Origin of the sequence: Neorhizobium sp. DAR64860/K0K1 (assembly GCF_050500205.1) — a bacterium.
In the GTDB taxonomy this organism is placed as follows: domain Bacteria; phylum Pseudomonadota; class Alphaproteobacteria; order Rhizobiales; family Rhizobiaceae; genus Neorhizobium; species Neorhizobium soli.
Genome location: NZ_CP191459.1, coordinates 2,460,743 through 2,487,666, shown reverse-complemented (window position 1 = coordinate 2,487,666; position 26,924 = coordinate 2,460,743). Strand labels below are relative to the sequence as shown.

Below are 26,924 nucleotides of genomic sequence, written 5' to 3'. Positions count from 1 at the left end.
CACTAACCGGCTTCGGAGGGGCCGCCTCCGTCAATCTTGGACGTCAAACTTTGACGCGGATGTCTTATGGAAAAGGTCGGCGGGCGACAAGCCCTTCTTGCCCCATATCGGGCTGTCGATGCCGGACATGGATGCACGGCCGGCCATTCGGTGCCATTCATGCCGCCTGTTTGAGCCAGTCGGCTCTGGCCGCCTCAACGAATTCGTCAAAGGGCAGGGCCTTGGCAAAGGCATAGCCCTGCAGAAGGTCGCAGCCGAGTTCGCGCAGCAATTCCGCATGCTGCATCGTCTCCACACCTTCCGCCACTGTGTCGATGCCGAGCGAGCGGGCAATGTCGACGATCGAGCGGACCATGGTCCGTTCCTGCGGCGCTTCGAGGATCGGCATCACCAGCTGCCGGTCGATCTTCAGCCGCTTCGGTTTCAGCTTCAGCAGCGAGACGATCGAGGTATGACCGGTCCCGAAATCGTCGATCTCGATGTCGATGCCCATTCCCTTGATGCGTTCGATATTGCCCGATACCGACACGTCGCCGTCGTCGAGGAAAATCGACTCCACCAGCTCGAAACAGATCTCGCCGGGTGTGATGGACAGCGACTCGAGGTTCGCGATCAGGTTTTCGTCATGCAGCCGCTTTGACGAGACGTTGACGGAGACCTTCGGCACCTTGAGGCCGAGCGCGGTCCAGCGCATCTTGTCCTTCAGCACCGTCTCAAGCACGATCTGGTCGAGCACCGCCGACACGTTGAGGTCTTCGGCGATCCTCAGGAACCGCGCCGGCGCCAGGATGCCGTGATGCGGATGGTTCCAGCGCAGCAGCGCCTCGGCCCCGGTCAGTTCACCGGTTCTGGCGCAAAACTGCGGCTGGTACCAGGTCACGAACTCGCCGTTGTCGATCGCCGAGAGCACTTCGTCGGCGGTCCGCTTGTGGCTGACGATCTCTTCCTGCAGGTCGAGCGTGAAGAATTCGAAACGGTTGCGGCCGAGGCCCTTGGCCCGGTAGAGCGCGATGTCGGCGTTGACCAGCGTGCGTCGTGCATCGACATTGAGACCGGTTGCCTGCGCAATGCCGATCGAAACGCCGCACCGGCAGGAAAAGCCGTCGAAGTCGAAGGGCTGACGAAACTCGGCGATGATCCGCTGCGAAAGCTCGGCCACGTCCTCGATGGATGCGGAATTGTTCATCAGGATGACGAACTCGTCGCCGCCGATCCGCGCAACGATATCCTCGTCACGCACGTTGCGCGACAGGATCCGGGATGAATGCACCAGCATCGCGTCACCGGCGGCATGGCCCATCGTGTCGTTGATCTGCTTGAACCGGTCGAGGTCGAGATGGAGGATGAAGAACTTCTGCCGCTCCACCTGGCTTGCACGCGAGAGGTGGTCGAGTTCCATGTCCAGTTTGCGGCGGTTCCCAAGCATCGTCAGCGGGTCGTGCAGCGCATTGTGCTCGATGCGGGTCTTGGCCATCTGAAGCTCGACATTGCGAGCATCCGATTCCGCTTTCGCAGACTTGAGCTCGGTCGTCATCACCGCATCTTTGGTCACGTCGAAGGCGAGGCCGATAAGCTTGCGTGAACCGTCGCGACCGATCACCAGCTGACCGACGGACCGGATATAGCGGAGGCTGCCGTCAGACTGCGGCACGCGAACGATCAGAGCCTCCTCGACGTCGCCGGAAAGGTAACGCATTGCCGCGTCAAGAGCACTCTGGCGATCCTCCGGAACCAGCAGAGACAGCCAGAAGTCGTGGGGAAGGGGGCCGGCAATCGGGGCAACGCCATAAAGCTGGCACATGCGAGCGTCCCATATCTCGCTGCCGGTTGCCGGATCATATTCCCAGACGCCGCATCCGTAGGAACCGAGTGCGAGGTCGAGCTTGCGCGACAGACCTTCCAGTTCCTGCTCCCGGTCCGACAATTCGTCGAGCGCCAGTTCGAGCTCGGCATTCTTGACCTCGCTATTGTCTTTCGCGTCGCGCAGGGTCTGTGCCATCGTCACGTCGGCGGTGACGTCCCAGACGATGCCGGTCGCCTGGATGCCGCGCTCGTTCTGGACCCTCGCGCCGGCGGAGCGAAGATGCCGGATGTCGCCGCCGGGCAGGATCAGGCGATAGGTCTCGGTCGATGGGCTGTCGGTGCAGAGAACTGTAAAGAGATGCGCTTCCGCGACAGCCCTGTCCTCAGGCGCGATCGATGCCATCCAGTCATCGAACCGGTTGCCGGTGGTGGCTGACGGATTGGCGTGGAGAGCGGCGGAGCGATCGTCCCAGGAGAGCTGCACACCCTCATCGGTCACTTCCCAGATGCCCATCATCGACGCTTCCATGGCAAGCCCGAACCGTCGCGACAGTGCAAACAGCTTGTTTTCGCGCAGCCGCAGCGTCTCGATATGCCGGTTGCGTTCCGAAATCAGCGAGGTCGCAATGAGCACCGGCAAGACGATCGCAAGCGATGCCAGCGCCAGGATCAACCGGAACCGCATCTGACCGGCGGGCGAAGCGTTCCAGCCGACGCGCGGCGCCGCAAGGATCTGCCAGTCCGTACCCTTGACGGTGATCGACCACCGGACCGGATCGCCGCCCTTTACCGCTTCATTGCCGTAAAACACGGCCTGGTCGGCTCGACTGTTGTCGACGAGCGCGAGATCGAGCCAGTCGAAGACCGTCTCGGACGTTTGTGCCGCGTCGCCAACCTGAGGGCGTGTCGCGGGATCAAGCAGATCGGCGACATCGAGGACGAGAACCAGAGCGCCCCAGAGCCCGGCTTCCTGTCCGCTGGCGGAAGGCACCGGCATGATGAGGGTAAGCCTGCCCGTCTGCGATCCGGTCAGCACGCTTGGGCGCGCCTTGTTGCCGGCCCGGTCGAGATCCGCCTTAAGACCAGCAAGATCGATACCGGTCTCACCGGCCAAGCTGTCGCGGCGGAAGAAGGTCGTTGGTGTGAAACCCGGTGCCGCGATCACTGCGGAAAGGTGCGGCAGGTCGGCGAGTGCCTGACGAGCAGAGGTCTGCATATCGTTGGGCTTGTATCCTGCCTGACCGATCAACGCATTGCGCAGGCTATCGGCGACCGCGAAATCAAGCTCCAGCCGCGAGGCGATCTGACGGGCCGCCGTGCCGGCCGCGCGTGTCGTGGCGGCGTGAATATCATCGCGATGTTTCTGCACGAATCGGTGATCGAGGACCACCGCGGTGACGATAACTGTCAGCGAAACGAGGAAGGCTGCGACGGCAGGCGCGCACGCACTGCTGAAAGGGCGAAACCTTTCGGTAATGGAGGAACGCCAGAGCGCCAAAACTGAACACCTTCTCGTTAACTCTTGTGACCGGGTATAACTGTATTGTGGCGCAGTTAATTTCCCATTCCACATCCGACTTAGAGCTGTGAAGCTGCGTTTTATTGCAAATAGTTGGTAAACGCGGTCACTAAACGTTCGATTTGGTCTTGAGACGTCTTGAATTTGGAAGAATATGGTTAATAATCAAACTGTTGTTTGTAGCGAAAATGTCATGCTGGCGAGCAATTTTCGCCACAATCGGCAGGCTATCTTGCACCGAATTAGTACAGACCGTTTGTTCCAGGGATCTTCATCATGCGTATCCTCATTGCTGCCTTGCTTGCGACCGCCGGTGTTTTCTCGCCGCTGAGCACTTGGGCGCAGAGCGTGGACGTCGAGGCGACGATCAAGACGATCGACGCCAAGTCGCTCAGCCTGACGCTGGACGACGGCAAGACCTACAAGGTGCCGGAAGAGTTCAACTTCGAGGGCCTGAAGGCGGGCGTCAAGGTTCTGGTGTTCTACACGGTCGTCGATGGCAACCGCGTCGTGGACGATCTCGAAATCGTACAGTAAGGGCCGGAACCGGGCCTCAGCGGCTCAGAGCCATTCCATCCGGCCGGCGAGCGGCTCCACTTTCAGGATACGGTCCTGATGGATGGCGATGGACGATGCTTCTTCTTCTCCAACGCAGCCGATCAGGCGAAAGATCGACCTGATGACGCCGCCATGGGCAACCGCCACGGTCGGACCGGTCAGAGACTGCATCCAGGCGCCGATGCGCCATGACAGGATTTCGTAGCTCTCGGCAGTTTGGCCCGGCGGAATGAAGCTCCATTTCTGGCGCTTTCTTTCCTTCAGCAGCTCGGGCTCGAGTTTTTTGACTTCGGCCAGCGTCTGGCCTTCCCAGTCGCCGAACGAAACTTCCACCAGCCGGTCGTCGGTCCGGTAGGCGAGGGGATCGAGCCCCATCGCTGTGCGCAGCCGCTCCATCGTCTCGCGGGTGCGAGAGAGCGGGCTTGCCACGAAGTCAAAATCGGCGACATCGTCGCCGAGCAGTTCTTTCAGCGCTTCACCATTGCCGGTAGCCTGAAGGCGGCCCGTATCGTTCAGAGGAATATCCTTCTGACCCTGAAGCCGGCCTTCAGCGTTCCAGTCCGTCTGGCCGTGACGGATGACGTAGAGAAGCACGGGGCGCTCAGTCCTTCACGACGGAAATGTCAGGCGCGTCGACGGCCTTCATTCCGATGGCGTGATAGCCGCTATCCGCATGGTGGATTTCACCGGTGACGGAGCGCGACAGGTTCGACAGAAGATAAAGGCCGACATCGCCCACTTCCTCGATCGTGACCGTGCGGCGAAGCGGCGCGTTATACTCGTTCCATTTGAGGATATAGCGGAAGTCGCCGATACCGGACGCGGCAAGCGTCTTGATCGGGCCGGCCGAGATCGCGTTGACGCGGATATTCTTCGGTCCGAGGTCGACCGCCAGGTATTTGACGCTGGCTTCAAGTGCAGCCTTGGCAACGCCCATGACGTTATAGTTCGGCATCACCTTCTCGGCACCGTAATAGGTCAGCGTCAGCATGGCGCCGCCGTCCGTCATCAGCTTTTCGGCGCGGCGTGCGGCCGACGTGAAGGAGTAGACCGAGATCTGCATCGTCTTGGCGAAGTTGTCAGGCGTCGTATCGACATAACGGCCGGTCAGCTCATCCTTGTCGGAGAAGCCGATCGCATGCACGAAGAAGTCGATCTTGCCCCACTTCTTCTCGATATTGGCGAACACCTCATCGATGGTCGACTCGTCGCTCACATCGCAGTGGCCGGCCATGAAAGCGTTGATTTCGGCAGCGAGCGGTTCGACCCGCTTCTTCAGGGCGTCGCCCTGGTAGGTCAGAGCAACTTCGCCACCCTGATCGTGAATGGCCTTGGCAATGCCCCATGCGATGGAGCGATTGTTGGCGACACCCATGACGACGCCGCGTTTGCCTGACATGAGGCCGGAAGCCTGAACCATGAATATCCCCTGGAAACTCGATTTGGCCTTGCCTATGACATAGGCAGGGCAACGGTTCAAGCTTGCGGATACCAACTCATACGCCCACTCTTTGGCGAACGGGGAGGCCAACGTTTCAGCTGTCGCCGGAACCGGTTGGGGATCGATGTCTTACAGATACAGCCCGTGGCGCATGTGGCGCATCAGATCGGTCACCTTCGGGTCGGGCTTTTCGAGAAGCACAATGCGCAGTTCCGCCACCAGATCGCCGCGGCCGCCTGCATCGTTGTAGAGCCCCATGCCTTCCAGCCGGATTGCCTGATCGGACCCCGACCATGCGGGAACCGCGATCGTCTGCTCGCCTTCAGGCGTCTTCAGCATCGGCTCGGCGCCGAGAACGGCGTCTTCGAGAGAGATCGGCAAAATGGTGTGGATATCGAAACCGCTCACCCGGAAATCCGCATGCTTGGCCACTTTCAGGGTCACCACGAGATCGCCCTGCTTCATCCCGGGAAGCTTCAGCCCCTGGCCCTTCAGCCGCACAACATGACCCTCGGTCATGCCCGCGGAAAGCGAAACGCGCACGTCACGATCGTCGCTGGAATGCACGATGACCGAACCCCTGTTGAGAAGGTCTTCGATCGTCACGACCGCTTCGGCCAGAAGATCCGGCGCCGTTTCGAGAACGGTCACGGTTTCGCCGCGGATGCGCCGCAGCAGCGTGTTGAGAAGACCGGAACCCATGCCGGTGGTCGGCGGGGCCGGGCGGCTGCCGGGTCCCTCATCCGCTGCATCGGCTCCTGTCGCGTCGCTTTTCGACGATGGACGAGCGGCCTGCGCGGTCGACGCCTCGTCTGCGGTTTTTTTCGGTCCGGAGTCGGCGGTCTGGCCGTCTGGCGAGACGCCGAAGATACGCTCGACCATGTCTTCGGCCGGTTCCGGCGGAGCATCGCCACGGGCCTTGCCGTTCTGCTGTTGCTGCTGCGCCTGGGATTGAAGTACTTCGGCCTGCGCCCGCTTGGCGCTGGCACGGGCAAGCTCTTCCATCACTTTTGCCGCGCGCTCGCGGGAAGCCTTGGCACGCATTTCCGCTTCGCGGGCTGCCTGGCGCTGCTGCATGAATGTCTGTTGAAGAGCGGATGCGCGGTCGTAGCGCTTGCGCCGCTCGGGATCCTTCAGCACCTCATAGGCCTGGCCCATTTCGGCGAAGCGCTCGCCGGCGTCGGGGTCGTCCTGGTTCTGATCGGGATGAATGGTCTTTGCCTTCGAACGCCACGCCGATTTGATCTCGTCAGCGTTGGCGCTCCGATTGACGCCGAGAATAGAGTAGGGATCGCGCATTTTGAAACCACCCGTAAAGCTTGGGGCGGTGGGTCGCGTATCCAATTCCGGACCCCCCGTAACTCAACAACTCTCGCGGCAGCCTTCGGTTCCTCATGCCCCGAGGCTGGCCGGATCACAGGCAGTAACCGTATGGAGGAATTGCTGAATCAGAGGTTACGGAGAGAAGGTCGATGCATGTTACGGTAAACAAAACGTTTACCGCACAGTGCTGTCCCCAACACTACTGGCGGTCAAATGCCGTGAGCGACCAGTCGCCCGTTTCGGTCCTGCATGCCTGACCGGAAAACAGCGATATTCCTTCATAGGAATGGCGGCTGGTGGTGAAGGCGCGGCAGAGTAGGCCGGCGCTCCGGTCCTCGTGGATCGAGGAGACGACACCGGCACTGCCGGTCGCCGAATTTGCCCAGGGAAGGGGGTTCGCACCCACCTTGGCGAGATCGGCCGAGGTCACGGCATTGCGCACGGTGGCTTCGTCCGATTGCGGATCACCCGCTTTTGGCTTGCTGGGAATGCTGCTCGTCGAGATACTACGATCGACCTTGTCCGCGCCGCCGAACACATCCATGCTGGTGCAGCTGCCAAGCGAACCGCACAGTGCGACGATCGCGATGATTCGCAGGCTGGCGCCATTCAGGCTCTTTGTACGGCACATCGAATTTGCTATCACAATCACCTTGCATCCTGTCCGGCCAAGTGTCTCGGGCATGTTCATCAGATCGGGAGCACTTTAGTCAATATGTCGGAAAACGGGTTAACAAGCGGTGACTTCACGCAGGAAAGTGAACCCTTCACCTTATTTGGGTCGTGGTTGAAGGATGCCGAATCCAGCGAGATCAACGATCCGAACGCCGTCGCGCTTGCGACCGTCGATGAACATGGGCTTCCCAATGTGCGAATGGTCCTGCTGAAGGGCTACGACGAGGACGGGTTTGTATTCTATACGAATTTCGAAAGCCAGAAGGGCGAGGAAATTCTCGGCCAGAAAAAGGCTGCGATGGTCTTTCACTGGAAGTCGCAGAGACGTCAGGTGCGTCTGCGCGGCCCTGTCGAGATCGTCAGCGATGCCGACGCGGATGCCTATTATGCGACGCGGCCACGCGGAAGCCGAATCGGCGCCTGGGCCTCGAAACAGTCACGGCCGCTCGAAGGCCGTTTCGCGCTGGAAAAATCCGTGGCCGAATACACCGCGAAATTTGCGATCGGCGAGATACCGCGGCCACCGCACTGGTCCGGTTTCCGCATCCGTCCCGTGTCGATCGAGTTCTGGCACGATCGACCGTTCCGCCTGCATGACCGGATCGAATTCCGCCGCGATACGCCAGACGGTGCCTGGGGAAAGGTGCGGATGTATCCGTGAGCGACCGATGAGAGCTTGCGCCTAGCGCGCAAGCTTGAAGGGAATGCCCGAGGCGAGCGCCGACACATAGCGCGCCCGCTGGTAATGGCCGTTCAGCGAAATCCGCGGCAGACCCGTCAGCCGGGTCAGCCATTTCTCGCAGATCGTGCCCGGCTGGGTCGTGACGGCGACCGAAAAGCCGAGGTCGCGGGCGATGCGGTAGTCGCGCTCGCCCACCGCCTTCCGCGTGCCGTAGGGATAGGCGATCGTGGTCGGCCGTATCCCGGTCAGTTCTTCCACATAGTCGGCAGAACTCGACATCTCGGCCCGCGCCTGCGCTTCCGACAGCCGCCCGACGGCGCGATGACTGATTGTGTGGGCGCCAAGTGTTGCGAGCTTGTGCCGCGAAAGTTCGCGGAGTTCGGCCCGATCCATCGTCAGGTCGGCGGTCATCTGCAACGGGTCGATACCGTGGCACCGCACAAGCGCATCCATCCTGGAAACGGCACTTGCCTCGTCATCGCGAAACACGAGATCGGCAAACCGGTCGAAGGCGTCGAACTTCTGCTCTTCACAGCCGAGCTCGATCCGCTCGGGTCCATTGCCGAAATCGAAACTCAGCTCCCGCTCGCGACCGATCAGGTCCGCCATTGTCTCCCACCACATCGAATGGGTCCGCTCCGCAAAGCCGCGGGCGACGAAAACGGTGAATGGCACGCCGTATTTCTCGAATACCGGCAGCGCATGTTCGGCGTTGTTGCGATAGCCATCGTCAAGCGTGAAGGCGGCAAACGGCTGGCCGGTTGGATTGGCAACCCGCTCCGGCACTTCGTCCAGCGGCACGAACGCATATCCATCCGCCGAGAGCCGTTCGATCGCATCGGCCAGGAATTCCGGGGTAACCTCCAGATGACCGCTCGGCTGGAACGCGAGCGATTGTTTGGGGCGCACGTGATGAAGCGTGAAGATAGAACCACGACCGCGCGCACCTGCCAGCATGCCGGCCCGCGCGAGTGCTGCCGACGCCTCTAGACCTGTCGTCGTGACCTGACGTTTCAGGCCACGGATCCATGCCGCCGGCAACTTTGCTTTCAAATTCACCATCGTCGCCACGCCCGTTCAACCCCGAGATGCAACCTACCGTGTCAGCCGTTAAGCGTTGCTGAAGACCTGTTTTAGCGAATCATGCCGTCAAACAGCGGCAGGCCGATCAGGGCGGCGGATGCGATCAGGCAAAAGCAGATATGCCGGAACGTCGCCTCGCTCGCACGCCCGAACAGCCGTGAACCCGCGTAAAGCCCGATCCCGTAGCCCGGCCCTGCGATCAGCGCGATCAGCAGCACCTCGAACGTCAGGATGCCGCCGATCAGATACGACACTGATGAGATGACGCTGGCGAGCGCAAAATAGAGGACGAGGTTTGCCCTGACGACATGAGGTGCCGTCGCGCCGCCAAGCCAGTAGGCAACGATCGGTGGTCCCGACATCTGCGCCGCACCGCCGAACAGGCCGGCAAGCGCCCCAACGCCGACGGTCAACGGCGCCTTAGGCCGGCCGTGGTAACGCCAGCCGGAGATCAGGAACACGAGAAGACATAAGACCACGACCGAGATGATCCAGCGCAGGGTGACGGAGGGAAGCAATGCCAGCGCCGCCGCACCGACGGGCACGCCGACGACGGCACCCATCATCATCGTGAACACCTCGCGCCGGTTTGCCCTTCGCCAGCCGTCCGGCACCATCCCGAGCGTCATCACGCCATCGATGACCAGCAGCAGCGCCGCCGCGAGTTTCGGACCGATCGCCGTGCCTGCCAGCGGCACGAAGATCAGGGCGCCGCCAAATCCCGAGAACCCGCGGGCAAGGCCGGCGATCATGGCGGCTGAGAACACGAAGGCGAGTTCACCCGGCGAATGGCCGGGAAGCCAGAGGCTGAACATGTCGGCAATGGGGGTGGAGGAGGGCATGGATCGGCTTGCACTGTTACAAAGCCGGCAACTGCAGGGATTTGGCCGAAGGTGTCAAGCCGTCACGCCGACGGGTTCAGAGCGGCAGGGGCCGCTCTCCCAGATGTTCGAACAGCCGCAGCAGATATCCATCAGGGTCGGCAACAATGAACTGCCGATTGCCGACCTCATGATCGCCGCGGCGATACCACTTGTCTTCCGGTTCGAGCTGAAGGGGCACGCCCGCTGCCTGCAGCCGCGTCAGGATCGCTCCCGAGGATGGAACCTCGATCTGCAGGTTCAAGCCGCGACCGAACGGATAGGCGGGGGACGCCCCGTCGGGCAGAGCAAAATCTCGGCCGATACCGATCTGGTCGATCATCAGTTGCGCCTGGCCAAGCGCCAGGAATGCAAACCCTTCGTCCGGACGGTCATAGACGATATCGAAACCGATCAGCTCGCAGTAGAAATCGCAGCTTTTGCGCCAATCGCTGACGGAGAGCTCGGGAACCAGCGCGTTGGACCGGTGCCGCGTCACGCCTTAGTGCCGCCCACCGTGACCTGATCCATCCGCAGATGCGGCTGGCCGACGCCAACTGGCACCCACTGGCCGCCCTTGCCGCAATTGCCGATGCCGGTGTCGAGCTTCAGGTCGTTGCCGACCATCGAAATGCGCTTCATCGCATCCGGACCGTTTCCGATCAGCATCGCACCCTTGACCGGCGCGCCGATCTTGCCGTTCTCGATCATGTAGGCCTCGGTGCAGCCGAACACGAACTTGCCGGAGGTGATATCCACCTGTCCGCCACCGAAGGACACGGCATAGATGCCCTTCTTGACCGATGCGATGATCTCTTGCGGGGACTTGTCGCCGCCCAGCATGAATGTGTTGGTCATGCGCGGCATGGGTATGTGCGCATAGCCCTGGCGGCGGCCGTTGCCGGTGGGTGCCACACCCATCAATCGGGCATTCTGGCGGTCCTGCATGTAACCAACCAGCTTTCCGTCCTCGATCAGGACGTTATAGGCAGAAGGCGTGCCTTCGTCGTCGACGGTCAGCGATCCACGGCGGTTGTCGATCGTGCCGTCGTCGACAACGGTGACGCCGGGGGCTGCCACCATCTCGCCCATCAGGCCGGCAAAGGCCGACGTCTTCTTGCGGTTGAAATCGCCTTCCAGGCCGTGGCCGACGGCCTCGTGCAGCATCACGCCCGGCCAGCCATTGCCAAGCACCACGTCCATGGTGCCGGCAGGCGCATCGATCGCCTCGAGATTGACCAGTGCCTGGCGAAGCGCCTCGTCGGCGCCTGCCTGCCAGTTGCCGGTCGCGACGAAATCGCCAAAGCCGATCCGGCCACCGGTGCCGAACGAACCCAATTCCTGACGATCCCCGTCACCCACGACGACGGAGATGTTGATGCGCGTCATCGGCCGGATGTCCTGCACCCGGTGTCCATCGGCGCGCAGAATGTCGACCACCTGCCAGCTGGCAGCAAGGCTTGCCGAAACCTGGCGCACCTTCGGATCCTTGGCGCGCAGATAGGCGTCGATCTCGGTCAGAAGCTTCGCCTTGGCCTCAAAGCTCGGAGAGCCGATCGGGTTCTCGTCGCCGTAGTATTTCTTATTTGTGCGCTGCGGCGCTGCGGCATAGGAGCCGGAATGGTTGGCGGTCACGGCGCGCACGGCATCGGACGCACGTGAAAGCGCTGACGCCGAAAGCTCGCCTGCATGCGCATACCCGACAGCCTCGCCGGCAACGGCACGCAGGCCAAAACCCTGATCGGTGTTGAACGAACCACCCTTCAGGCGGCCATTGTCGAACGAAAGCGATTCCGCCTGGGCATGCTCGAGATAGAGCTCGCCATCGTCAGCGCCTGACAGCGCCTGGCTCAGGATCGAACGCAGCTTCGTCTCGTCGCAATCGAAGAGGGAGATCAGGTCGGTGTTCATTGTTCTATGCTCCGCTTGCGCACGTCAGTGCATTCGGGACCGAGGGGCGCGAATGCATACGCGCCCAAGTCGAGATATCTGGAGCCCGATGTAGTTCCGGCAATCCGCCGAAACAAGCGTCTTTACGGAAGCGCGTCGTAGCCGGGGCCAAAACCGTTGAGCTCGATCGGGATGCCGACGCGGTCCTGATCAGCGGACTCGCGCAGCGCGAACACGGCGTTCTTGCCGGCGCGAAGGATGCGCATCAGCTCGTCGTCGATTTCCACTTCCACATAGCAGCCTTCCGAGAAGCAGCGGGTGAAATAGGCGCGGCCGATATTGTTGCTGTCGACATAGAGCTCCATGCCGTCCTTCAGGAGAACGCCGAGCGGGGCAAGGATGCGCAGGATGCGCGCCTTGCGGTCGGCGGTCTTGAGGACGACGACGGACAGGCCGACTTCCGGGCGATCTTCGGCGATCACGTTCTGCATCATCGCGCACTGCTCGACGGAGGCACCGGCCGGCTTGTCGCAGATGATCGACCAGGCGCCGTGGTTTTCCTTCACGTTGCCGGGCTGTGCCGGAGAACCGGGAGCAGGGTTTTGCGGCGCCTGCTGTGCATTCTGCCCGGTCTTCGGTGCTGCACCAGTCGATGGGGCAGGAGCCGATGGGGCAGGAGCCGGCGCGGAAGGAGCCGGTGCCGATGGGGTATTGGGAGTCGGCCGAGGTCCCGGCTGCTGCGCGAGTGCGGGTAATGCGACGGCCCCCGCAAGCATCAAGGCAAGGCAGGCGCGAAGGCGGTAGGGACGACCCATGTAGACCTCTAAACGGACGAATCAGTGTGACTATTCTTGGCGGTCCTACGCCGAAATGAAAGGCCTCGCTCTCTTTTCAGCCGAGTACGGCGAAAATGGGACTCGCAGGGTTTGGCGCCATGTGGTGCGCATCCAGTCAAGCAACACCGCATATTCCTGCAACTGCAGGCCTCTGACGCGTGTGGACCGGTTCAAAATGCCGCATGAGCAATGGTCTGCAGATATTGCGACGGCCCGCAAACTGTGATTGAACCAAACCAGGCGCTTGAATTCCGCATGCCGTTCGATCGCGGGACTCGGGCGCATGGGAGAGAGGGTTTATCGTTATGTTGAGAGCTTACGCCGCAATGGCGTCGCTTATCTGTCTTTTCACGGCTTCGCTGGCCCATGCGGACCAGCCGAGGCCATGGCAGATGGATTTGCAGGCGCCCGCGTCACCGATCATGCACCAAATTCGCTGGTTCGAGCACTATACGCTCTGGTTCATCGTGCCGGTGACATTGCTCGTTCTGGTGCTGCTGATCATGGTTGCGGTCAAGTTCCGCGCCAGCCGCAATCCGGTTGCCTCGCGCACCAGCCACAACACGGTCATCGAGATCGTCTGGACCGTGGCGCCGGTGCTGATCCTGTTCTTCCTCGCCATCCCGTCCTTCAACCTTCTGAACGCACAGCTGGAAATTCCGGATGCGGACATGACGGTCAAGGCCACCGCCACCCAGTGGCAGTGGAACTACGAATATGAGGGTTCCGGCGAAACGCCCGTCGCCTTCGACAGCTACATGCTGAAGGATCCGGATCGCGCTGCCGCCGGCAAGACCGATATCGATCGCTATCCGCGGCTTCTTGCCGTCGACAACGAAATGATCATTCCGGTCGGCAAGACGGTACGCATGCTGGTGACGGCAGCGCCGTCCGACGTGATCCACGCCTTCGCCATGCCGGCCTTCGGCGTCAAGATCGATGCCGTTCCCGGCCGTCTCAACGAGACCTGGTTCAAGGCCGATCGCGAGGGGATGTATTACGGCCAATGTTCCGAGCTTTGCGGCAAGGACCATGCCTATATGCCGATCGCCATCCACGTCGTCTCCGAGGAAAAGTACAACACCTGGCTTGCCCAGGCCGCCAGCGACCTTCCCGGTGCTTATAAAGCACTGGTCGCCGATGCCGGCACGGCCAAGCCCGCTGACGGCCTTGCCGTCGCTGCGAAGTAATCAGGAGGCTGACGATAATGGCCGGACATACCACTCACACGGATCCGCATGGCGCTCACGCCCATGACGACCATGCTCATGATGCCCATGCTCGCGCGCCTCACGACGATGCGCATGCACATGGCGATCATCATTCCCACACACCGGGCTTTGCCGCCCGCTGGCTGTTTTCGACCAACCACAAGGATATCGGTACGCTCTATCTGATCTTCGCGATCATGGCGGGCGTCCTCGGCGGCCTTCTGTCGGTTGCGATGCGCATGGAGCTGCAGGAACCGGGCATCCAGATCTTCCACGGTCTGGCGTCGATGGTCTACGGTTTTGAGGGCGATGCCGCGATCGATGGCGGCAAGCACATGTACAATGTGTTCACCACCGCGCATGCGCTGATCATGATCTTCTTCATGGTCATGCCGGCAATGATCGGCGGTTTTGCCAACTGGATGGTGCCGATCATGATCGGCGCGCCTGACATGGCCTTCCCGCGTCTGAACAACATCTCCTTCTGGCTGATCATCCCGGCCTTCCTGCTGTTGATGCTGTCGATGTTCGTCGAAGGACCATCCGGTGCCTATGGCGCGGGCGGCGGTTGGACCATGTATCCGCCGCTGTCGACCTCGGGTCATCCGGGTCCGGCCGTCGATCTGGCGATCCTTGCGCTCCACGTTGCAGGTGCCTCGTCGATCCTCGGCGCGATTAACTTCATCACCACCATTCTCAACATGCGCGCTCCGGGCATGACGCTGCACAAGATGCCGTTGTTTGCCTGGGCCGTTCTGGTCACTGCCTTCCTGCTTCTTCTGTCGCTGCCGGTTCTCGCCGGTGCCATCACCATGGCGCTGACCGACCGCAACTTCGGAACCACGTTCTTCTCGCCTGAAGGCGGCGGCGATCCGATCCTCTACCAGCACCTGTTCTGGTTCTTCGGTCACCCGGAAGTCTACATCCTGATCCTGCCCGGCTTCGGCATCGTCAGCCACATCATCTCGACCTTCTCGAAAAAGCCGGTCTTCGGCTATCTCGGCATGGCCTATGCGATGGTGGCGATCGGCGCAGTCGGCTTCATCGTCTGGGCCCACCACATGTACACGGTCGGTCTGTCGCTCGATGCGCAGCGCTACTTCGTGTTCGCAACGATGGTGATCGCGGTGCCGACCGGCATCAAGATCTTCTCCTGGATCGCGACGATGTGGGGTGGCTCGATCACCTTCAAGGCGCCGATGGTCTGGGCGATCGGCTTCATCTTCCTGTTTACTGTGGGCGGCGTCACCGGCGTCCAGCTCGCCAATGCCGGCCTCGACCGGTCGCTGCACGACACCTATTACGTGGTGGCTCACTTCCACTACGTGCTGTCGCTCGGCGCCGTATTTGCAATCTTTGCCGGCTGGTATTACTGGTTCCCGAAAATGTTCGGCTACATGTATAGCGAGAAGGTGGCACACCTGCATTTCTGGGTGATGTTCGTGGGCGTGAACCTGGTGTTCTTTCCGCAGCATTTCTTAGGCCTCGCCGGCATGCCGCGCCGCTATATCGACTATCCGGATGCCTTCGTGGGCTGGAACTACATCTCCTCGATCGGTTCCTACATCTCCTTCGCGGGTGTTCTGGTCTTCCTCTTCGGCGTCTGGGAAGCCTTCGCCAAGAAGCGTGTTGCCGGCGACAATCCATGGGGTGAAGGCGCAACGACGCTCGAGTGGCAGCTGTCTTCGCCGCCGCCTTACCACCAGTGGGAACAGCTGCCGCGCATCCGCTAAAGGCAGCGTTCCGAACAAGGGACATCGCGTGTGACGCGCGCTGTCCCGTGAAAATGCAAGGTTTTTAGGTCTCATGACAGTTATCGATGATCGCGACGCTCTCGGCAATGACGCAGGCCTGTTCCTGTCTGAAGCGGGCGCACGCGATTTCTTCGAACTTCTGAAGCCACGGGTCATGTCGCTCGTCGTCTTCACGGCGTTCGCAGGTCTCGTTCTGGCGCCCGGCACGCTCAATCCGGTTCTCGCTGCAATCTCGGTTCTCTGTATCGCGGTGGGCGCCGGTGCGTCCGGCGCGCTCAACATGTGGTACGACGCCGATATCGATGCCGTCATGACCCGCACCGCCAAGCGCCCCATTCCTGACGGTCGCGTGCGGCCAAGCGAAGCGCTTGCCTTCGGCCTGACGCTCTCGGTCTTTTCGGTGGCGATCCTCGGTCTCGCCGTCAACTGGCTGGCCGCCGGCCTGCTCGCCTTCACCATTTTCTTCTACGCCGTCGTCTATACGATGTGGCTGAAGCGCTCGACGCCGCAGAACATCGTCATCGGCGGTGCCTCCGGCGCCTTCCCGCCCATGATCGGCTGGGCCTGCGTCACCGGCGGCATCTCGCTCGATAGCGTCATCCTGTTCCTCATCATCTTCCTCTGGACGCCTGCCCACTTCTGGGCGCTGGCGCTCTACAAGATGCGCGATTACGGCTCGGTCGGCGTGCCGATGATGCCGAACGTCGCCGGCGAGCGTTCCACCAAGATCCAGATGTTCGCCTATGCGGTTCTGACGGCTGTTCTCGGCGTCGCACCCAGCTTCACCGGCCTTGCCAGCATCGGCTACGGCATTTTTGCCGGCGTGCTGGGACTGATCTTCATTGCCTGTTCCATCTCAGTCCTGCGCATGGCTGAAGGCGACGAGCGGATGGTGCCGGCCCGCAAGATGTTCGGTTACTCGATCTTCTATCTCTTCATCATCTTTTCCGCGCTGCTTGCCGACCACGCGGCAGCCGGTGTGGCGACCCTGATCGGAAGCCTTCTATGATTGACACCGTCAAGCTCAACGACGCCCAGAGAAAGTCCCGTCGCAACAGAAATGTGGCGCTGGGACTGGTCCTCGCCGGGCTGGTCGTCCTTTTCTACGTGATGACGCTGGTCAAAGTCGGCGGCGTCGGCAACTGACCCAGAAAGCTTGAGGAGGAGGCGCATGGGAGGAGAGGTTCACGGGAATGGTCAGGGCAACGCCCCGCGGCCGGGCCATGGTCAGGCAAAGCGGGTCAGCAATGCCGCGATCTTTGCCGGCTGCGCGGTGTTCGTCACCTGCATGGTGGGTGCCGCCTATGCGTCCGTACCGCTCTACCGCCTCTTCTGTCAGGTCACCGGCTATAACGGCACCACCCAGCGGAGCGAGCAATATTCCGATACGATCCTCGACAAGACCATCAAGGTCACGTTCGACGCCAATGTGTCGCCCGGCCTGAACTGGGATTTCAAGCCTTCGAAACCTGTGGAGCTTAAGATCGGCGAAACCGGGCAGGTGTCGTTTACCGCGAAGAACCGTTCGCCGGTGGCGACGACTGGAACCGCGGTCTTCAACGTCACCCCCATGGAGGCGGCGGTCTATTTCAACAAGGTCCAGTGCTTCTGCTTCACCGAGCAGACGCTGCAGCCGGGCCAGACGATCGATATGCCGGTCGTCTTCTTCGTCGATCCGGAGATCGTCAAGGCGAACGAGACGAAGAACATCAAGACCATTACCCTGTCCTACACCTTCTATCCGGGGAAAGAGCCGCCGCCGAAGCCGGTTGCGGCCTTGCGGAATGAAGTGCAGGATAGGGGCAGTAAGCTTTAAAATGGCCCGCCGTTTTTGGCGGGTGGAACACTTGCGGTAAGCACCCTTGGGAGGGGCAGGCATGGCAGAAGCGCACCAGAAGAACCACGATTATCACATTATCGACCCCAGCCCTTGGCCGCTTCTCGCCTCGATCGGCGCCTTCGTCATGGCGTTCGGTGGCGTCGGATACATGCGCTACCTGAAGGGTTCGGAATTCCACATTTTCGGCATGAACCTGGCAACGCCATGGGTCTTCTATATCGGTCTGGCGATCGTCATCTATGTGATGATCGGTTGGTGGTCGGATACGATCAAGGAAGGCAATGCGGGCGCCCATACCCGCGTCGTGTCGCTGCATCTGCGCTATGGCATGATCATGTTCATCGCGTCGGAAGTGATGTTCTTCGTCGCCTGGTTCTGGGCCTTCTTCGACGCAAGCCTTTATGCCAACGAGGCGATCCAGGCGTCCAGAACACAGGTTCTCGGCGGACAATGGCCGCCAAAGGGCATCGAGGTTCTCGATCCATGGCATTTGCCGCTCTATAACACGATCATCCTGCTGCTGTCAGGCACCTGCGTCACCTGGGCTCACCACGCGCTGTTGCACAACGATCGGAAGGGCCTCGTCACCGGCCTGTCACTGACAGTCGCACTCGGCGTGCTGTTCTCGTTCGTGCAGGCCTACGAATATGCCCACGCCCCGTTCGAATTCGCCAATTCGATCTATGGCGCCACGTTCTTCATGGCCACCGGCTTCCACGGTTTCCACGTTCTGGTCGGCACCATCTTCCTGCTGGTCTGCCTCATCAGAGCCATGAACGGCGGCTTCACCTCCGAAAAACACTTCGGCTTCGAAGCAGCCGCCTGGTACTGGCACTTCGTCGACGTCGTCTGGCTCTTCCTGTTCTTCTCCATCTACATCTGGGGCGGCTGGGGCGCACCGCTGGCGCATTGAGAACAAACGACACTTCGAAGGGCGGCCGATGCCGCCCTTTTTTGTTGCGAAAGTGTACCAAAATTGGTACAATGCGCCGTGATGACGGATTTGCCGAAAAAGATCGTCGGAAGGTTCTACGCGACCGCACACGGGCGCAGGCCGGTACGCGAATGGCTGATGGATCTCACGAGAGAAGACAGGCGGCAGATCGGTATCGATATCCAAAGGGTCGAGTTTGGCTGGCCGTTGGGCATGCCCTATTGCCGCTCTCTCGGAAATGGACTGTGGGAAGTTCGGACCAACCTCTCCGGCGGGCGCATCGCACGGGTGATCTTTTTCATTCACGAGGGTCAGATGATCCTTCTCCACGGCTTTGAAAAGAAGACCCAGAAGACACCGGCTCAGGATCTTGACCTCGCGCTGGCACGAAAACGGGATGTGGAACTATGACGGAGCAAAAGGGCTATATCGACAGGACAGAGACTTTCGACGATTTCCTTGAAGCCGATGGCCTGCTGGAGGAAACCGAGACGATTGCCCTGAAACAGGTGATTGCCGACCAGTTACGGGCGGCCATGCAAAAGGAAGGCCTCACGAAGACTGCCATGGCCGAGCGGATGAATTCCAGCCGTCAGCAGCTTGATCGATTGCTCGACCCGAACAATCCCTCGGTTACCCTTCTGACGTTGCGCCGTGCTGCGACAGCTGTCGGCCGCAATCTCCGTATCGAGCTGGTCTAGCATGCATCAGTTGACCGAGCGACAGCCGGCCTCTTCAAGGCGCTCCCGCAGTCTTGTGCGCACCATCGCCACAATCACCCTCATCCTGGCCTCGCTCGCCATCCTCCTTGCTCTCGGCACCTGGCAGATGGAACGGCTGCACTGGAAGGAAGGCCTGCTCGCCGATATCGCCGAGCGGCGCAGCGCAGATCCCGTACCGCTGGCAGACATCGAGCGGATCGCGGCGGATGGCGGCGATATCGAATACCGCCGCGTCGCGCTTTCAGGCACGTTCGACCACACGAAAGAACGGCATTTCTTCGCCACGTTTCAGGGCCAGACCGGTTTTTACGTCTACACCCCGCTGATCCTTTCCGATGGTCGCGCCCTTCTCGTCAATCGCGGCTTCATTCCCTACGAGATGAAAGAGGTCTCGACGCGCACGGCCGGCGAAGTCACGCGCGAGCAGCGGCTGACCGGTTATGCCCGCAGCCGTCTGGCGCAAAAGCCATCCTCCATCGTGCCCGACAACGATATCGCCAAGAACATCTTCTTCTGGAAGGATCTCGACGTCATGGCGTCGTCATCAGGTCTCGATCCGGCCAAAACCCTGCCGTTCTTTGTCGATGTGGATGATCTGGTTCAAAATCCCGGCGGCTGGCCGAAGGGCGGCGTCACCCAGTTCGATCTCCCCAACAGCCACCTCCAATATGCCTTCACCTGGTACGGGCTTGCAGCGGCACTGGTGGCGGTCGTCATCGGCGCATGGTGGCGCCGTGCCAAGCCTGCGACGCCATAGCCGTCACTTTTTTCTTGGCGTGGCGGAGCCGGCTCGCCTATATGGGGACTGCAACGGCTTACGGAAGCGACATGAACATCCAGGTCACAAAACCGGCTCTCACGATCCGCCTCTGCGGTCCGCGCGGCTTTTGCGCCGGCGTCGATCGGGCAATCCAGATCGTCGTGCTGGCGCTGAAAGCCTATGGCGCGCCGGTCTATGTCCGTCACGAGATCGTCCACAACCGCTATGTCGTCGAGGGACTGGAAGCCAAGGGCGCCGTCTTCGTTGAGGAACTGGATGAGATCCCGGCGGAGCATCGCCAACAGCCGGTCGTGTTTTCCGCCCATGGCGTGCCGAAATCGGTGCCCGAGGATGCGCAGGCCCGCAACCTGTTCTATCTCGATGCCACATGCCCGCTCGTCTCAAAAGTCCACAAGCAGGCGATGCGCCACCAGCGGCTGGGCCGCCATGTGGTGCTGATCGGCCATGCTGGACATCCGGAAGTGATCGGCACAATGGGCCAGTTGCCGGAAGGCACAGTCTCGCTCGTCGACACGATCGCCGATGCCGAAGCCTATATCCCCGCCGATCCTGACAATCTCGGTTACGTCACCCAGACGACGCTGTCGGTGGACGATACCGCGGGCGTCATCGCCAAGCTGCAGGAACGTTTTCCGAACCTGACGGCACCGGCCGCCGACAGTATCTGCTACGCCACCACCAACCGCCAGGAAGCGGTGAAAGAGGCAGCACCCGGCTGCGATCTCTTCATCGTCGTCGGTGCACCGAACTCGTCCAACTCCAAGCGTCTCGTCGAAGTCGCGCTCCGGGCCGGCGCCCGGCGCTCGATCCTGGTTCAGCGCGCCTCCGAGCTGAACTGGGACGAAATCGGCCAGATCGAGACGCTCGGCCTCTCCGCCGGCGCCTCTGCGCCCGAAGTCATCGTCGACGAAATCATCGAAGCCTTCAAGCAGAGGTTTTCGGCCGAAATCGAGCTTGCGATCACCGCCGAGGAAACCGAAAACTTCCTCGTCAACCGCGAACTCCGCTCCGTCCCCCTCACCATCGAAGACATGGCCTGGGTCAACGGCGAGCGCCCTCTCTCCGCTGGATGAACCGCCTTCGGCTCTAGCGAAGCATCGGCCAAGCCGCTAGGAAGAGATCCAGCGCAACGATCATCAGCGGGACGAAATCTTGGCCGTCTATACCGATATCACCGAAATCGACCTGAACCGGTTCCTGGCCGAATATGATGTCGGGGAGCTCACGTCTTACAAGGGCATTGCCGAGGGCGTCGAGAACTCGAATTTCCTGCTCCACACCACGCGCGACCCGCTGATCTTGACGCTGTATGAAAAACGCGTCGAGAAATCCGACCTGCCGTTCTTTCTGGGTCTGATGCAGCATCTGGCTGATCGCGGCCTGTCCTGCCCGCTGCCGTTGCCACGCCGCGACGGGCAGTTGCTAGGCGAACTCTCGACCCGGCCGGCGGCCCTCATCTCGTTTCTCGAGGGCATGTGGCTGAGACGGCCGGAGGCGAGGCACTGCCGCGAGGTCGGCAAGGCGCTGGCGCAGATGCATCTCGCCGGCGAAGGGTTTAAGATCAAGCGCCCCAATGCGCTGTCGCTCGATGGCTGGAAGGTCCTGTGGGAGAAATCCGCGGACCGCGCCGACGAGGTCGAAACGGGGCTGCAGGACGAGATCACCTCGGAACTGGAATTTCTCGCCGCCCATTGGCCGAAGGATCTGCCGGCGGGTGTCATCCATGCGGATCTGTTTCAGGACAACGTCTTCTTCCTCGGCGACGAACTTTCCGGCCTCATCGACTTCTACTTCGCCTGCAACGATCTCTTAGCCTACGACGTATCCATCTGCCTCAATGCCTGGTGCTTCGAAGCGGACGGCAGCTATAACGTTGAGAAGGGTATGGCGATGCTGGAAGGATATCGCAGCGTCCGGCCACTGTCTGATGCGGAGATCGCCGCATTGCCGGTGCTTGCCCGCGGCTCGGCCCTGCGCTTCTTTCTGACCCGCCTCTATGATTGGCTGACGACGCCCGAGGGCGCGCTGGTGGTCAAGAAGGATCCGCTCGAATACCTCCGCAAGCTGCGGTTCCACCGCGGCATTTCCTCTGCTGCAGATTATGGACTGACATCATGAAACAGGTCGACATTTTCACCGACGGCGCCTGTTCCGGCAATCCCGGCCCGGGCGGCTGGGGCGCCATCCTGCGCTATGGCGAAACCACCAAGGAACTGTCCGGCGGCGAGGCCGAGACGACCAACAACCGCATGGAACTGATGGCTGCCATCAGCGCCCTCAATGCGCTCAAGGACGCGTGCGAGGTCGATCTCCACACCGACAGCAAATACGTGATGGACGGCATTTCCAAGTGGATCTTCGGCTGGAAGAAAAACGGCTGGAAGACGGCCGATAAGAAGCCCGTCAAGAACGGTGAGTTGTGGCAGCAGCTCGATGTCGCCAACCAGCGCCACAAGGTCAAATGGCACTGGGTCAAGGGCCATGCAGGCCATCCGGAAAACGAACGCGCCGACGAACTGGCCCGCACCGGCATGGCGCCTTTCAAGAGAAAGTAGCGGTTGCTCTTGAGGGTGGTTTACAGCAAAGGTGCGAAGCGGTTTCCCGTCGGGCAAGCAGGCTCCACGACGATTTCGCGCCATACAGAACAGCCATAGGGTGGACCCACCGATGATCCTTCATTGCGTCTTCATGCGCTTCAAGACTGCATTGCAGCCGGCAGAGAAGCAGGAAATCTACGACGCCGTTCACGGCCTCAAAACGCTCATTCCCGGCATTGTCGATGTGAAGTCCGGCCCGAACGCCTCATCGGAAGGCCTGAACGGCGGCTTCCTCGACGGCTTCATCGTCACCTTCGACACGCTGGAAAGCCGTGACGCCTATCTCGTCCATCCCGATCATATTACCGTCGCCGAACGAATTGTCGCCGCATCCGATGGCGGCGTGTCGGGCCTGATGGTTTTCGATATGGCAGTGTAATGGTTCGAGGCGGGCTCTAGCCCCTCGCAGCGTCTCATGCGTAATGGGAATGAGGGGCATGAGCCCCTCAAACGATCTCATGGAATACTAACTGACTTAGAGGCGTTCCAGCATCGCGTCGGCACCCGAGACGGTGGCCTGGCCAGGGCTTTCCTCGATGTCGAGTGACTTCACCACACCGTCCTCGACCAGCATCGCGTAGCGCTTGGAGCGCACGCCAAGCCCGCCGGCGGAAAGATCGGCATCAAGGCCCATCGCCTTGGTAAAGGCACCGTCCCAGTCGGCCAGAAAATGGATCTTGTCCATGCCGCCGGTCTGCTGCGCCCAGGCGCCCATTACATGCCAGTCGTTGACGGCAACGACGGCGATGTCGTCGACGCCCTTGGCAAGCAGCGCGTCGCGATTGTCGAGATAGCCGGGCAGGTGGTTCAGCGTGCAGGTGGGCGTGAAGGCGCCGGGTACCGCAAACAGCACGACTTTCTTGCCGGCAAACAGCGCGTCCGTCGAGATCTCGACCGGGCCGTCAGCAGTCTTTTCCTTGAAGGTGGCACTGGGTAGTTTTTCACCGATAGCAATGGTCATGGGATCTCCTGTTGGCTTGAAGTTTGCCGTTCGGCGGAACTATAGGTCGCGGTCGGCAAGAGGCAAGCGAAGACGGGAGGAGGTTCAGTCGAAAACGATGGACGTCTCCATGGACCGACTGCCGCTGGTCGCCAGAATGCCCCACCGTTTGCCGCTGATGTCGTAATTGTCAGGCAATTTTCCCACCGGCATATCCAGCGTATAGGCATGACCCTGCCGCTTCGCATCGACGCTTTCGAAGAGCACATGCCCCTCGGGACCGGTCACCACCACCTGCGGCTGCGCGGTCGCACTGTCCGGCAGCCGCAGCGTCAGCCGTAGAACCTTCCCGCCCTTCACCATCGCATAATCAGTCACGGCAAAATCGTTGGCCGGAGGCGAGGGGAGTGCGGCGCTGGCGGCGTTGAGGATCATTGCCTCTTCCACCGGCGTGCCCCGGACCGCTTTCATCGGCAGAGAGAATTCGGCCTGGAAGGGTATGCAGATATTGCGGCAAATGCCGATAAACGCGGAAACGTCGATGCTTGCCGCCCCCAACGGCAAGACCTGTGAGGCTTGCCCCGCCTTGGTCGGCTTGTCGAGCTTCAGCGCAAACGGAAATGCCACGGCGCGATCATAGCCGATGTCGGTAACGTCACCGTTGGTGATCAGCTTTGGAACCGGATAGGACATCTTCTGGGAGGTGATCCCGCTTTCGCGCGAAAATGTCAGTTGCGGCGGAATGCCCGCTTCACCCGGCTCTTTCCAATAGGTGATCCAGCCATCCTTCGGCTCGATCTGCAGAGCCCCGCGCACGGTTCCATCGGGCTCTGGAGGCATGGTGACGATCCGCATGCGGCCGCCCTCGTTGGTGGCCCAGGGCGACATTTCCGCCAGAGCATCGGCCGCCGGCGTCTGCAATCCAAGGCAGACGGCAGCACCAAGCAACAGGTTTGCGGTTGTGGTTCGAATTGGGGTCAGGCTCCTCATCGCTCAGGGATTAACCGTTAAATGTTGAACGAACCAGCAGCGCTTTCGAAAAACAGGATCATTTTCCGTTGATCGCCACGGTTCGTGCCCCATGTTTCAGGAACGCTGCTGTGAAGCAGCAGCCACGGCACGCTCTCACAACCAGGCGGGCCCGGCCTTCAAAGACAGTCAGTACAGACATTTCAAACGGCCGCAGTTTTGCTAGAATAGGTTTCAAAGCGCTGCAGGTGGAGGCATGATGGCTTTTTCGCTTCTCTCGGGTGCTCAGGACGACGGCGGCAAGGGCGGTCGCGAACGCGGCTTTCTTGACGGACAGTTCCTGATTGCGATGCCGAGCATGCAGGATACCAATTTCTCCCGCACGGTCATCTATGTCTGCGCCCATTCTCCGGCCGGCGCCATGGGGTTTATCATCAACCGCTCCCAGGAAATTTCCTTCACGGAAGTGTTGCGGCACCTCAAGCTCTTGGACGAGCACGAGATCATTGCCCTCCCGCACGAATGCCGTGAGTTCCCGATCCTGTCTGGAGGTCCGGTGGAAACCGGTCGCGGCTTCGTGCTGCATTCCGACGACTTCTCGAGCGAGTCCTCCATTCCCGTCAGCGACGATATCTCGCTCACCGCCACGCTCGATATCATCCGCGCCATCTGTGACGGCAGGGGGCCATCACGCGCTACCATGCTGCTCGGTTACGCAGGCTGGGGTGCAGGACAGTTGGAGCGGGAGATTTCCAGCAACGGCTGGCTGAACTGCCCGGCCAGCGAAGATCTGATCTTCGGTACGACGCTGGAAGACAAGTACGAGCGCGCGCTCGCCTCGATGGGCGTGACGCCCGCAATGCTGTCCTCCGACGCCGGCCACGCCTGAGTTTCTGAAATTCTTGAGCGATGCCGGAACGAACTGCCAAGGCTCGGAGTTCTCCTATTGCAAGACATCGAAAACGATGCCGCTAAGCTCAAGGAGAAACACTATGGGTAGCACCAGCGATAAAATTTCCGGAATGGGCAATGAAGTCTCCGGTAAGGTCAAGCAGGCTGTCGGCGACATGACCGACAACCACGAGCTGGAAGCCAAGGGCGCTGCCCAGGAAGCCAAGGGCGAAGCCCAGCAGGCCAAGGGCAAGATCAAGGAAGCCGGCAAGGACATCGTTGATCGCGCCTAAGCGATCCGAATCCGCCAAATCCAGAAACCTGTTCCGGTCCTACCGGGGCAGGTTTTTTATCATCCAGAATTCAGTTCACCCCAACTTCCACTTCGTCTAGCGGATCTGTCCATGCGCCTCTTCGACTGCGATCACTGCGGCCAACCGGTTTATTTCGACAATCGCAACTGCGTCCACTGCGGTTACAAACTGGCTTTCGTTCCGGAAAAGCTCGCCATCATGGCTCTGGAGCAGGACGAGATGGTTGCGGGTCCCGACGCCCCCGTGGCGGATCCGACCTGGCACCTGTTCGGTGACCTCGACAGCAAGGTGAGGCTCTGTGCCAACAGCAGCCTGGATATCTGCAACTGGACGGTCGTTGCCGAGGACCCGAACCCGTTTTGCCCGGCTTGCCGGCACAACCGCCTGGTGCCGGACGCCTCGACCGAGGAGGGGCTGGACCAGTGGCGCCGCATCAGCCAGGCGCAGCGCCATCTGTTCTACTCGCTGATGAAATGGAACCTGCCGCGCACCAACCGCGAAGAAGATCCGCAGGGCGGCCTCGTGTTCGATTTCCTGATCGACGAGATCCAGCCGGATGGAACGGTGAAGCCCGCCATGACCGGCCACGAAGACGGCCTGATCGCCATCCGCGCTGCCGAAGCCGACGACGCGACGCGCGAGCAGATCCGCATATCCATGAACGAGCCCTATCGCACGATGCTCGGCCACTTCCGCCACGAGACCGGCCACTACATCTGGGACAAGCTTATCCGCGACGGCGGCAGGACCGATGCATTCCGCGCCGTGTTCGGCGACGAGACGATGGATTATGCCGACGCGTTGCGCCGCAACTACGAAGAAGGCCCGCCGGTTGGCTGGCAACAGTCCTATATCAGCACCTATGCGAGCTCGCATCCGTGGGAGGATTTTGCCGAAACCTTCGCCCACTACATCCATATCGTCGATACGCTGGAAATGGCACGCGCCTACGGCCTGTCGATCGATCCGAGACGCCACGGCGAACTGGCGGCAGAAGTTGCGTTCCAGCCCTACGAGGCAGCGAGCGCCGAGCAGCTCGTTCGGGCGTGGATTCCGTTCAGCATGGCGTTGAACAGCATCCACAGAGCCATGGGTGTGCCGGATCTCTATCCGTTCATCCTCGCCCCGGCGGTCACCACCAAGCTGCAGTTCATCCACGACATGATCCAGGAAAACCGCCGTCAGCATCCGGGCGCGACTTGGGAAGCCATGAGCGGCGCCGCGATGGCAACGGCTGTATGATCAGGCTCTATTCACGCGGACGGGCCTGACATCAGGCCTGTCAGGCTGCTCGAAACACA

The 26,924-nt window shown here is 61.0% G+C and carries 30 protein-coding genes; 18 read left to right on the top strand and 12 right to left on the bottom strand.

The window, feature by feature from the left end:
• Positions 1 to 157: 157 nt before the first annotated feature.
• Positions 158 to 3,301: a putative bifunctional diguanylate cyclase/phosphodiesterase gene (locus ACQY1J_RS16790; protein WP_162759498.1), complete on the bottom strand. Its 3,144-nt coding sequence runs from the start codon at positions 3,299 to 3,301 to the stop codon at positions 158 to 160.
• 297 nt (positions 3,302 to 3,598) lie between these two features.
• Between ACQY1J_RS16790 and ACQY1J_RS16785 the strand changes: the two genes are divergently transcribed.
• On the top strand, positions 3,599 to 3,859 hold the full coding sequence (locus tag ACQY1J_RS16785) for a DUF1344 domain-containing protein (protein ID WP_062453640.1): 261 nt from the start codon (positions 3,599 to 3,601) through the stop codon (positions 3,857 to 3,859).
• A gap of 24 nt (positions 3,860 to 3,883) precedes the next feature.
• Here ACQY1J_RS16785 and ACQY1J_RS16780 read toward each other — a convergent pair whose 3' ends face one another.
• From ACQY1J_RS16780 to ACQY1J_RS16765, 4 genes are all read right to left on the bottom strand, one after another.
• Positions 3,884 to 4,474 carry a histidine phosphatase family protein gene (locus tag ACQY1J_RS16780; RefSeq protein ID WP_430250372.1) on the bottom strand — a complete coding sequence of 197 codons (591 nt, stop codon included), beginning with the start codon at positions 4,472 to 4,474 and terminating at the stop codon, positions 3,884 to 3,886.
• A 7-nt stretch (positions 4,475 to 4,481) separates the two neighbouring features.
• On the bottom strand, positions 4,482 to 5,300 hold the full coding sequence (gene fabI / locus ACQY1J_RS16775; RefSeq protein ID WP_062453638.1) for an enoyl-ACP reductase FabI: 819 nt from the start codon (positions 5,298 to 5,300) through the stop codon (positions 4,482 to 4,484).
• A 150-nt stretch (positions 5,301 to 5,450) separates the two neighbouring features.
• Positions 5,451 to 6,620 carry a DnaJ C-terminal domain-containing protein gene (locus ACQY1J_RS16770; protein WP_430250371.1) on the bottom strand — a complete coding sequence of 390 codons (1,170 nt, stop codon included), beginning with the start codon at positions 6,618 to 6,620 and terminating at the stop codon, positions 5,451 to 5,453.
• 223 nt (positions 6,621 to 6,843) lie between these two features.
• The gene (locus ACQY1J_RS16765; protein WP_244474003.1) at positions 6,844 to 7,296 is read right to left on the bottom strand and encodes an RT0821/Lpp0805 family surface protein; all 453 of its coding nucleotides are present in this window, start codon (positions 7,294 to 7,296) and stop codon (positions 6,844 to 6,846) included.
• A gap of 63 nt (positions 7,297 to 7,359) precedes the next feature.
• On the opposite strand from ACQY1J_RS16765, the gene pdxH reads away from it, so the two are divergent.
• A complete protein-coding gene (gene pdxH, locus ACQY1J_RS16760) occupies positions 7,360 to 7,980 on the top strand; it encodes a pyridoxamine 5'-phosphate oxidase (protein WP_113166725.1) in 621 nt (206 codons plus the stop codon).
• Between the two features lie 21 nt (positions 7,981 to 8,001).
• Here pdxH and ACQY1J_RS16755 read toward each other — a convergent pair whose 3' ends face one another.
• From ACQY1J_RS16755 to ACQY1J_RS16735, 5 genes are all read right to left on the bottom strand, one after another.
• Positions 8,002 to 9,042, bottom strand: coding sequence for a polysaccharide deacetylase family protein (locus ACQY1J_RS16755; protein ID WP_430251975.1), 1,041 nt, complete (start codon positions 9,040 to 9,042; stop codon positions 8,002 to 8,004).
• 92 nt (positions 9,043 to 9,134) lie between these two features.
• Positions 9,135 to 9,926 (bottom strand): sulfite exporter TauE/SafE family protein, encoded by a 792-nt coding sequence (locus ACQY1J_RS16750; RefSeq protein WP_430250370.1) that lies wholly within the window; start codon positions 9,924 to 9,926, stop codon positions 9,135 to 9,137.
• A 76-nt stretch (positions 9,927 to 10,002) separates the two neighbouring features.
• Positions 10,003 to 10,443, bottom strand: coding sequence for a bleomycin resistance protein (locus ACQY1J_RS16745; RefSeq protein ID WP_062453634.1), 441 nt, complete (start codon positions 10,441 to 10,443; stop codon positions 10,003 to 10,005).
• Complete coding sequence (tldD, locus tag ACQY1J_RS16740; protein ID WP_430250369.1) at positions 10,440 to 11,855, bottom strand: metalloprotease TldD; 1,416 nt, start codon at positions 11,853 to 11,855, stop codon at positions 10,440 to 10,442. The genes ACQY1J_RS16745 and tldD overlap by 4 nt, the downstream gene beginning before the upstream one ends.
• 122 nt (positions 11,856 to 11,977) lie before the next feature.
• Positions 11,978 to 12,649 carry an invasion associated locus B family protein gene (locus tag ACQY1J_RS16735; RefSeq protein ID WP_430250368.1) on the bottom strand — a complete coding sequence of 224 codons (672 nt, stop codon included), beginning with the start codon at positions 12,647 to 12,649 and terminating at the stop codon, positions 11,978 to 11,980.
• A 326-nt stretch (positions 12,650 to 12,975) separates the two neighbouring features.
• Here ACQY1J_RS16735 and coxB point away from each other — a divergent pair, with 326 nt between their 5' ends.
• From coxB to ACQY1J_RS16670, 13 genes are all read left to right on the top strand, one after another.
• Entirely contained in the window at positions 12,976 to 13,860 is an 885-nt protein-coding gene (coxB, locus tag ACQY1J_RS16730; protein WP_062453631.1) for a cytochrome c oxidase subunit II, read from the top strand.
• Positions 13,861 to 13,877: 17 nt separating this feature from the next.
• Positions 13,878 to 15,614, top strand: coding sequence for a cytochrome c oxidase subunit I (gene ctaD / locus ACQY1J_RS16725; RefSeq protein ID WP_430250367.1), 1,737 nt, complete (start codon positions 13,878 to 13,880; stop codon positions 15,612 to 15,614).
• A 73-nt stretch (positions 15,615 to 15,687) separates the two neighbouring features.
• Positions 15,688 to 16,644, top strand: coding sequence for a heme o synthase (cyoE, locus tag ACQY1J_RS16720; protein WP_430250366.1), 957 nt, complete (start codon positions 15,688 to 15,690; stop codon positions 16,642 to 16,644).
• The gene (locus ACQY1J_RS16715; RefSeq protein WP_162734883.1) at positions 16,641 to 16,781 is read left to right on the top strand and encodes a hypothetical protein; all 141 of its coding nucleotides are present in this window, start codon (positions 16,641 to 16,643) and stop codon (positions 16,779 to 16,781) included. Before cyoE ends, ACQY1J_RS16715 begins: the two co-directional genes overlap by 4 nt.
• A gap of 25 nt (positions 16,782 to 16,806) precedes the next feature.
• Positions 16,807 to 17,451 (top strand): cytochrome c oxidase assembly protein, encoded by a 645-nt coding sequence (locus tag ACQY1J_RS16710; protein ID WP_430250365.1) that lies wholly within the window; start codon positions 16,807 to 16,809, stop codon positions 17,449 to 17,451.
• A 61-nt stretch (positions 17,452 to 17,512) separates the two neighbouring features.
• The gene (locus tag ACQY1J_RS16705) at positions 17,513 to 18,388 is read left to right on the top strand and encodes a cytochrome c oxidase subunit 3 (RefSeq protein WP_092661475.1); all 876 of its coding nucleotides are present in this window, start codon (positions 17,513 to 17,515) and stop codon (positions 18,386 to 18,388) included.
• An 81-nt stretch (positions 18,389 to 18,469) separates the two neighbouring features.
• The gene (locus ACQY1J_RS16700) at positions 18,470 to 18,820 is read left to right on the top strand and encodes a type II toxin-antitoxin system RelE/ParE family toxin (protein ID WP_113166732.1); all 351 of its coding nucleotides are present in this window, start codon (positions 18,470 to 18,472) and stop codon (positions 18,818 to 18,820) included.
• Complete coding sequence (locus tag ACQY1J_RS16695) at positions 18,817 to 19,110, top strand: helix-turn-helix domain-containing protein (protein WP_113166733.1); 294 nt, start codon at positions 18,817 to 18,819, stop codon at positions 19,108 to 19,110. Before ACQY1J_RS16700 ends, ACQY1J_RS16695 begins: the two co-directional genes overlap by 4 nt.
• A gap of 10 nt (positions 19,111 to 19,120) precedes the next feature.
• A complete protein-coding gene (locus ACQY1J_RS16690) occupies positions 19,121 to 19,888 on the top strand; it encodes an SURF1 family protein (RefSeq protein WP_246453898.1) in 768 nt (255 codons plus the stop codon).
• 71 nt (positions 19,889 to 19,959) lie between these two features.
• Positions 19,960 to 20,985 (top strand): 4-hydroxy-3-methylbut-2-enyl diphosphate reductase, encoded by a 1,026-nt coding sequence (gene ispH, locus ACQY1J_RS16685; RefSeq protein WP_430250364.1) that lies wholly within the window; start codon positions 19,960 to 19,962, stop codon positions 20,983 to 20,985.
• Positions 20,986 to 21,064: 79 nt separating this feature from the next.
• Positions 21,065 to 22,030: a homoserine kinase gene (locus tag ACQY1J_RS16680; RefSeq protein WP_062579444.1), complete on the top strand. Its 966-nt coding sequence runs from the start codon at positions 21,065 to 21,067 to the stop codon at positions 22,028 to 22,030.
• A complete protein-coding gene (rnhA, locus tag ACQY1J_RS16675) occupies positions 22,024 to 22,467 on the top strand; it encodes a ribonuclease HI (RefSeq protein WP_244508821.1) in 444 nt (147 codons plus the stop codon). Before ACQY1J_RS16680 ends, rnhA begins: the two co-directional genes overlap by 7 nt.
• A gap of 112 nt (positions 22,468 to 22,579) precedes the next feature.
• The gene (locus ACQY1J_RS16670) at positions 22,580 to 22,888 is read left to right on the top strand and encodes a Dabb family protein (protein ID WP_062453619.1); all 309 of its coding nucleotides are present in this window, start codon (positions 22,580 to 22,582) and stop codon (positions 22,886 to 22,888) included.
• Positions 22,889 to 22,984: 96 nt separating this feature from the next.
• Here the strand turns inward: ACQY1J_RS16670 and ACQY1J_RS16665 are convergent, their stop codons facing one another.
• Together ACQY1J_RS16665 and ACQY1J_RS16660 are read right to left on the bottom strand one after the other, a co-directional pair.
• Entirely contained in the window at positions 22,985 to 23,470 is a 486-nt protein-coding gene (locus ACQY1J_RS16665) for a peroxiredoxin (protein WP_062453618.1), read from the bottom strand.
• Positions 23,471 to 23,554: 84 nt separating this feature from the next.
• Entirely contained in the window at positions 23,555 to 24,397 is an 843-nt protein-coding gene (locus ACQY1J_RS16660; RefSeq protein ID WP_430250363.1) for a protein-disulfide reductase DsbD domain-containing protein, read from the bottom strand.
• A 280-nt stretch (positions 24,398 to 24,677) separates the two neighbouring features.
• Here ACQY1J_RS16660 and ACQY1J_RS16655 point away from each other — a divergent pair, with 280 nt between their 5' ends.
• The 3 genes from ACQY1J_RS16655 to ACQY1J_RS16645 all read left to right on the top strand — a co-directional run bounded on the left by ACQY1J_RS16655 (position 24,678) and on the right by ACQY1J_RS16645 (position 26,865).
• On the top strand, positions 24,678 to 25,307 hold the full coding sequence (locus ACQY1J_RS16655) for a YqgE/AlgH family protein (RefSeq protein ID WP_062453616.1): 630 nt from the start codon (positions 24,678 to 24,680) through the stop codon (positions 25,305 to 25,307).
• 103 nt (positions 25,308 to 25,410) lie between these two features.
• Complete coding sequence (locus tag ACQY1J_RS16650; protein ID WP_062453615.1) at positions 25,411 to 25,602, top strand: CsbD family protein; 192 nt, start codon at positions 25,411 to 25,413, stop codon at positions 25,600 to 25,602.
• 111 nt (positions 25,603 to 25,713) lie between these two features.
• The gene (locus tag ACQY1J_RS16645; protein WP_082471851.1) at positions 25,714 to 26,865 is read left to right on the top strand and encodes a zinc-binding metallopeptidase family protein; all 1,152 of its coding nucleotides are present in this window, start codon (positions 25,714 to 25,716) and stop codon (positions 26,863 to 26,865) included.
• Positions 26,866 to 26,924: the final 59 nt, after the last annotated feature.

Bases quoted from the DNA above. Each gene is read 5' to 3' on its own strand.
- ACQY1J_RS16785 (WP_062453640.1), top strand. From the start codon at position 3,599: ATGCGTATCCTCATTGCTGCCTTGCTTGCGACCGCCGGTGTTTTCTCG.
- fabI (WP_062453638.1), bottom strand. From the start codon at position 5,300: ATGGTTCAGGCTTCCGGCCTCATGTCAGGCAAACGCGGCGTCGTCATG.
- ACQY1J_RS16770 (WP_430250371.1), bottom strand. From the start codon at position 6,620: ATGCGCGATCCCTACTCTATTCTCGGCGTCAATCGGAGCGCCAACGCT.
- pdxH (WP_113166725.1), top strand. From the start codon at position 7,360: ATGTCGGAAAACGGGTTAACAAGCGGTGACTTCACGCAGGAAAGTGAA.
- ACQY1J_RS16750 (WP_430250370.1), bottom strand. From the start codon at position 9,926: ATGCCCTCCTCCACCCCCATTGCCGACATGTTCAGCCTCTGGCTTCCC.
- tldD (WP_430250369.1), bottom strand. From the start codon at position 11,855: ATGAACACCGACCTGATCTCCCTCTTCGATTGCGACGAGACGAAGCTG.
- ACQY1J_RS16735 (WP_430250368.1), bottom strand. From the start codon at position 12,649: ATGGGTCGTCCCTACCGCCTTCGCGCCTGCCTTGCCTTGATGCTTGCG.
- coxB (WP_062453631.1), top strand. From the start codon at position 12,976: ATGTTGAGAGCTTACGCCGCAATGGCGTCGCTTATCTGTCTTTTCACG.
- ctaD (WP_430250367.1), top strand. From the start codon at position 13,878: ATGGCCGGACATACCACTCACACGGATCCGCATGGCGCTCACGCCCAT.
- cyoE (WP_430250366.1), top strand. From the start codon at position 15,688: ATGACAGTTATCGATGATCGCGACGCTCTCGGCAATGACGCAGGCCTG.
- ACQY1J_RS16715 (WP_162734883.1), top strand. From the start codon at position 16,641: ATGATTGACACCGTCAAGCTCAACGACGCCCAGAGAAAGTCCCGTCGC.
- ACQY1J_RS16710 (WP_430250365.1), top strand. From the start codon at position 16,807: ATGGGAGGAGAGGTTCACGGGAATGGTCAGGGCAACGCCCCGCGGCCG.
- ACQY1J_RS16705 (WP_092661475.1), top strand. From the start codon at position 17,513: ATGGCAGAAGCGCACCAGAAGAACCACGATTATCACATTATCGACCCC.
- ACQY1J_RS16700 (WP_113166732.1), top strand. From the start codon at position 18,470: ATGACGGATTTGCCGAAAAAGATCGTCGGAAGGTTCTACGCGACCGCA.
- ACQY1J_RS16695 (WP_113166733.1), top strand. From the start codon at position 18,817: ATGACGGAGCAAAAGGGCTATATCGACAGGACAGAGACTTTCGACGAT.
- ispH (WP_430250364.1), top strand. From the start codon at position 19,960: ATGAACATCCAGGTCACAAAACCGGCTCTCACGATCCGCCTCTGCGGT.
- ACQY1J_RS16670 (WP_062453619.1), top strand. From the start codon at position 22,580: ATGATCCTTCATTGCGTCTTCATGCGCTTCAAGACTGCATTGCAGCCG.
- ACQY1J_RS16665 (WP_062453618.1), bottom strand. From the start codon at position 23,470: ATGACCATTGCTATCGGTGAAAAACTACCCAGTGCCACCTTCAAGGAA.
- ACQY1J_RS16655 (WP_062453616.1), top strand. From the start codon at position 24,678: ATGGCTTTTTCGCTTCTCTCGGGTGCTCAGGACGACGGCGGCAAGGGC.
- ACQY1J_RS16650 (WP_062453615.1), top strand. From the start codon at position 25,411: ATGGGTAGCACCAGCGATAAAATTTCCGGAATGGGCAATGAAGTCTCC.
- ACQY1J_RS16645 (WP_082471851.1), top strand. From the start codon at position 25,714: ATGCGCCTCTTCGACTGCGATCACTGCGGCCAACCGGTTTATTTCGAC.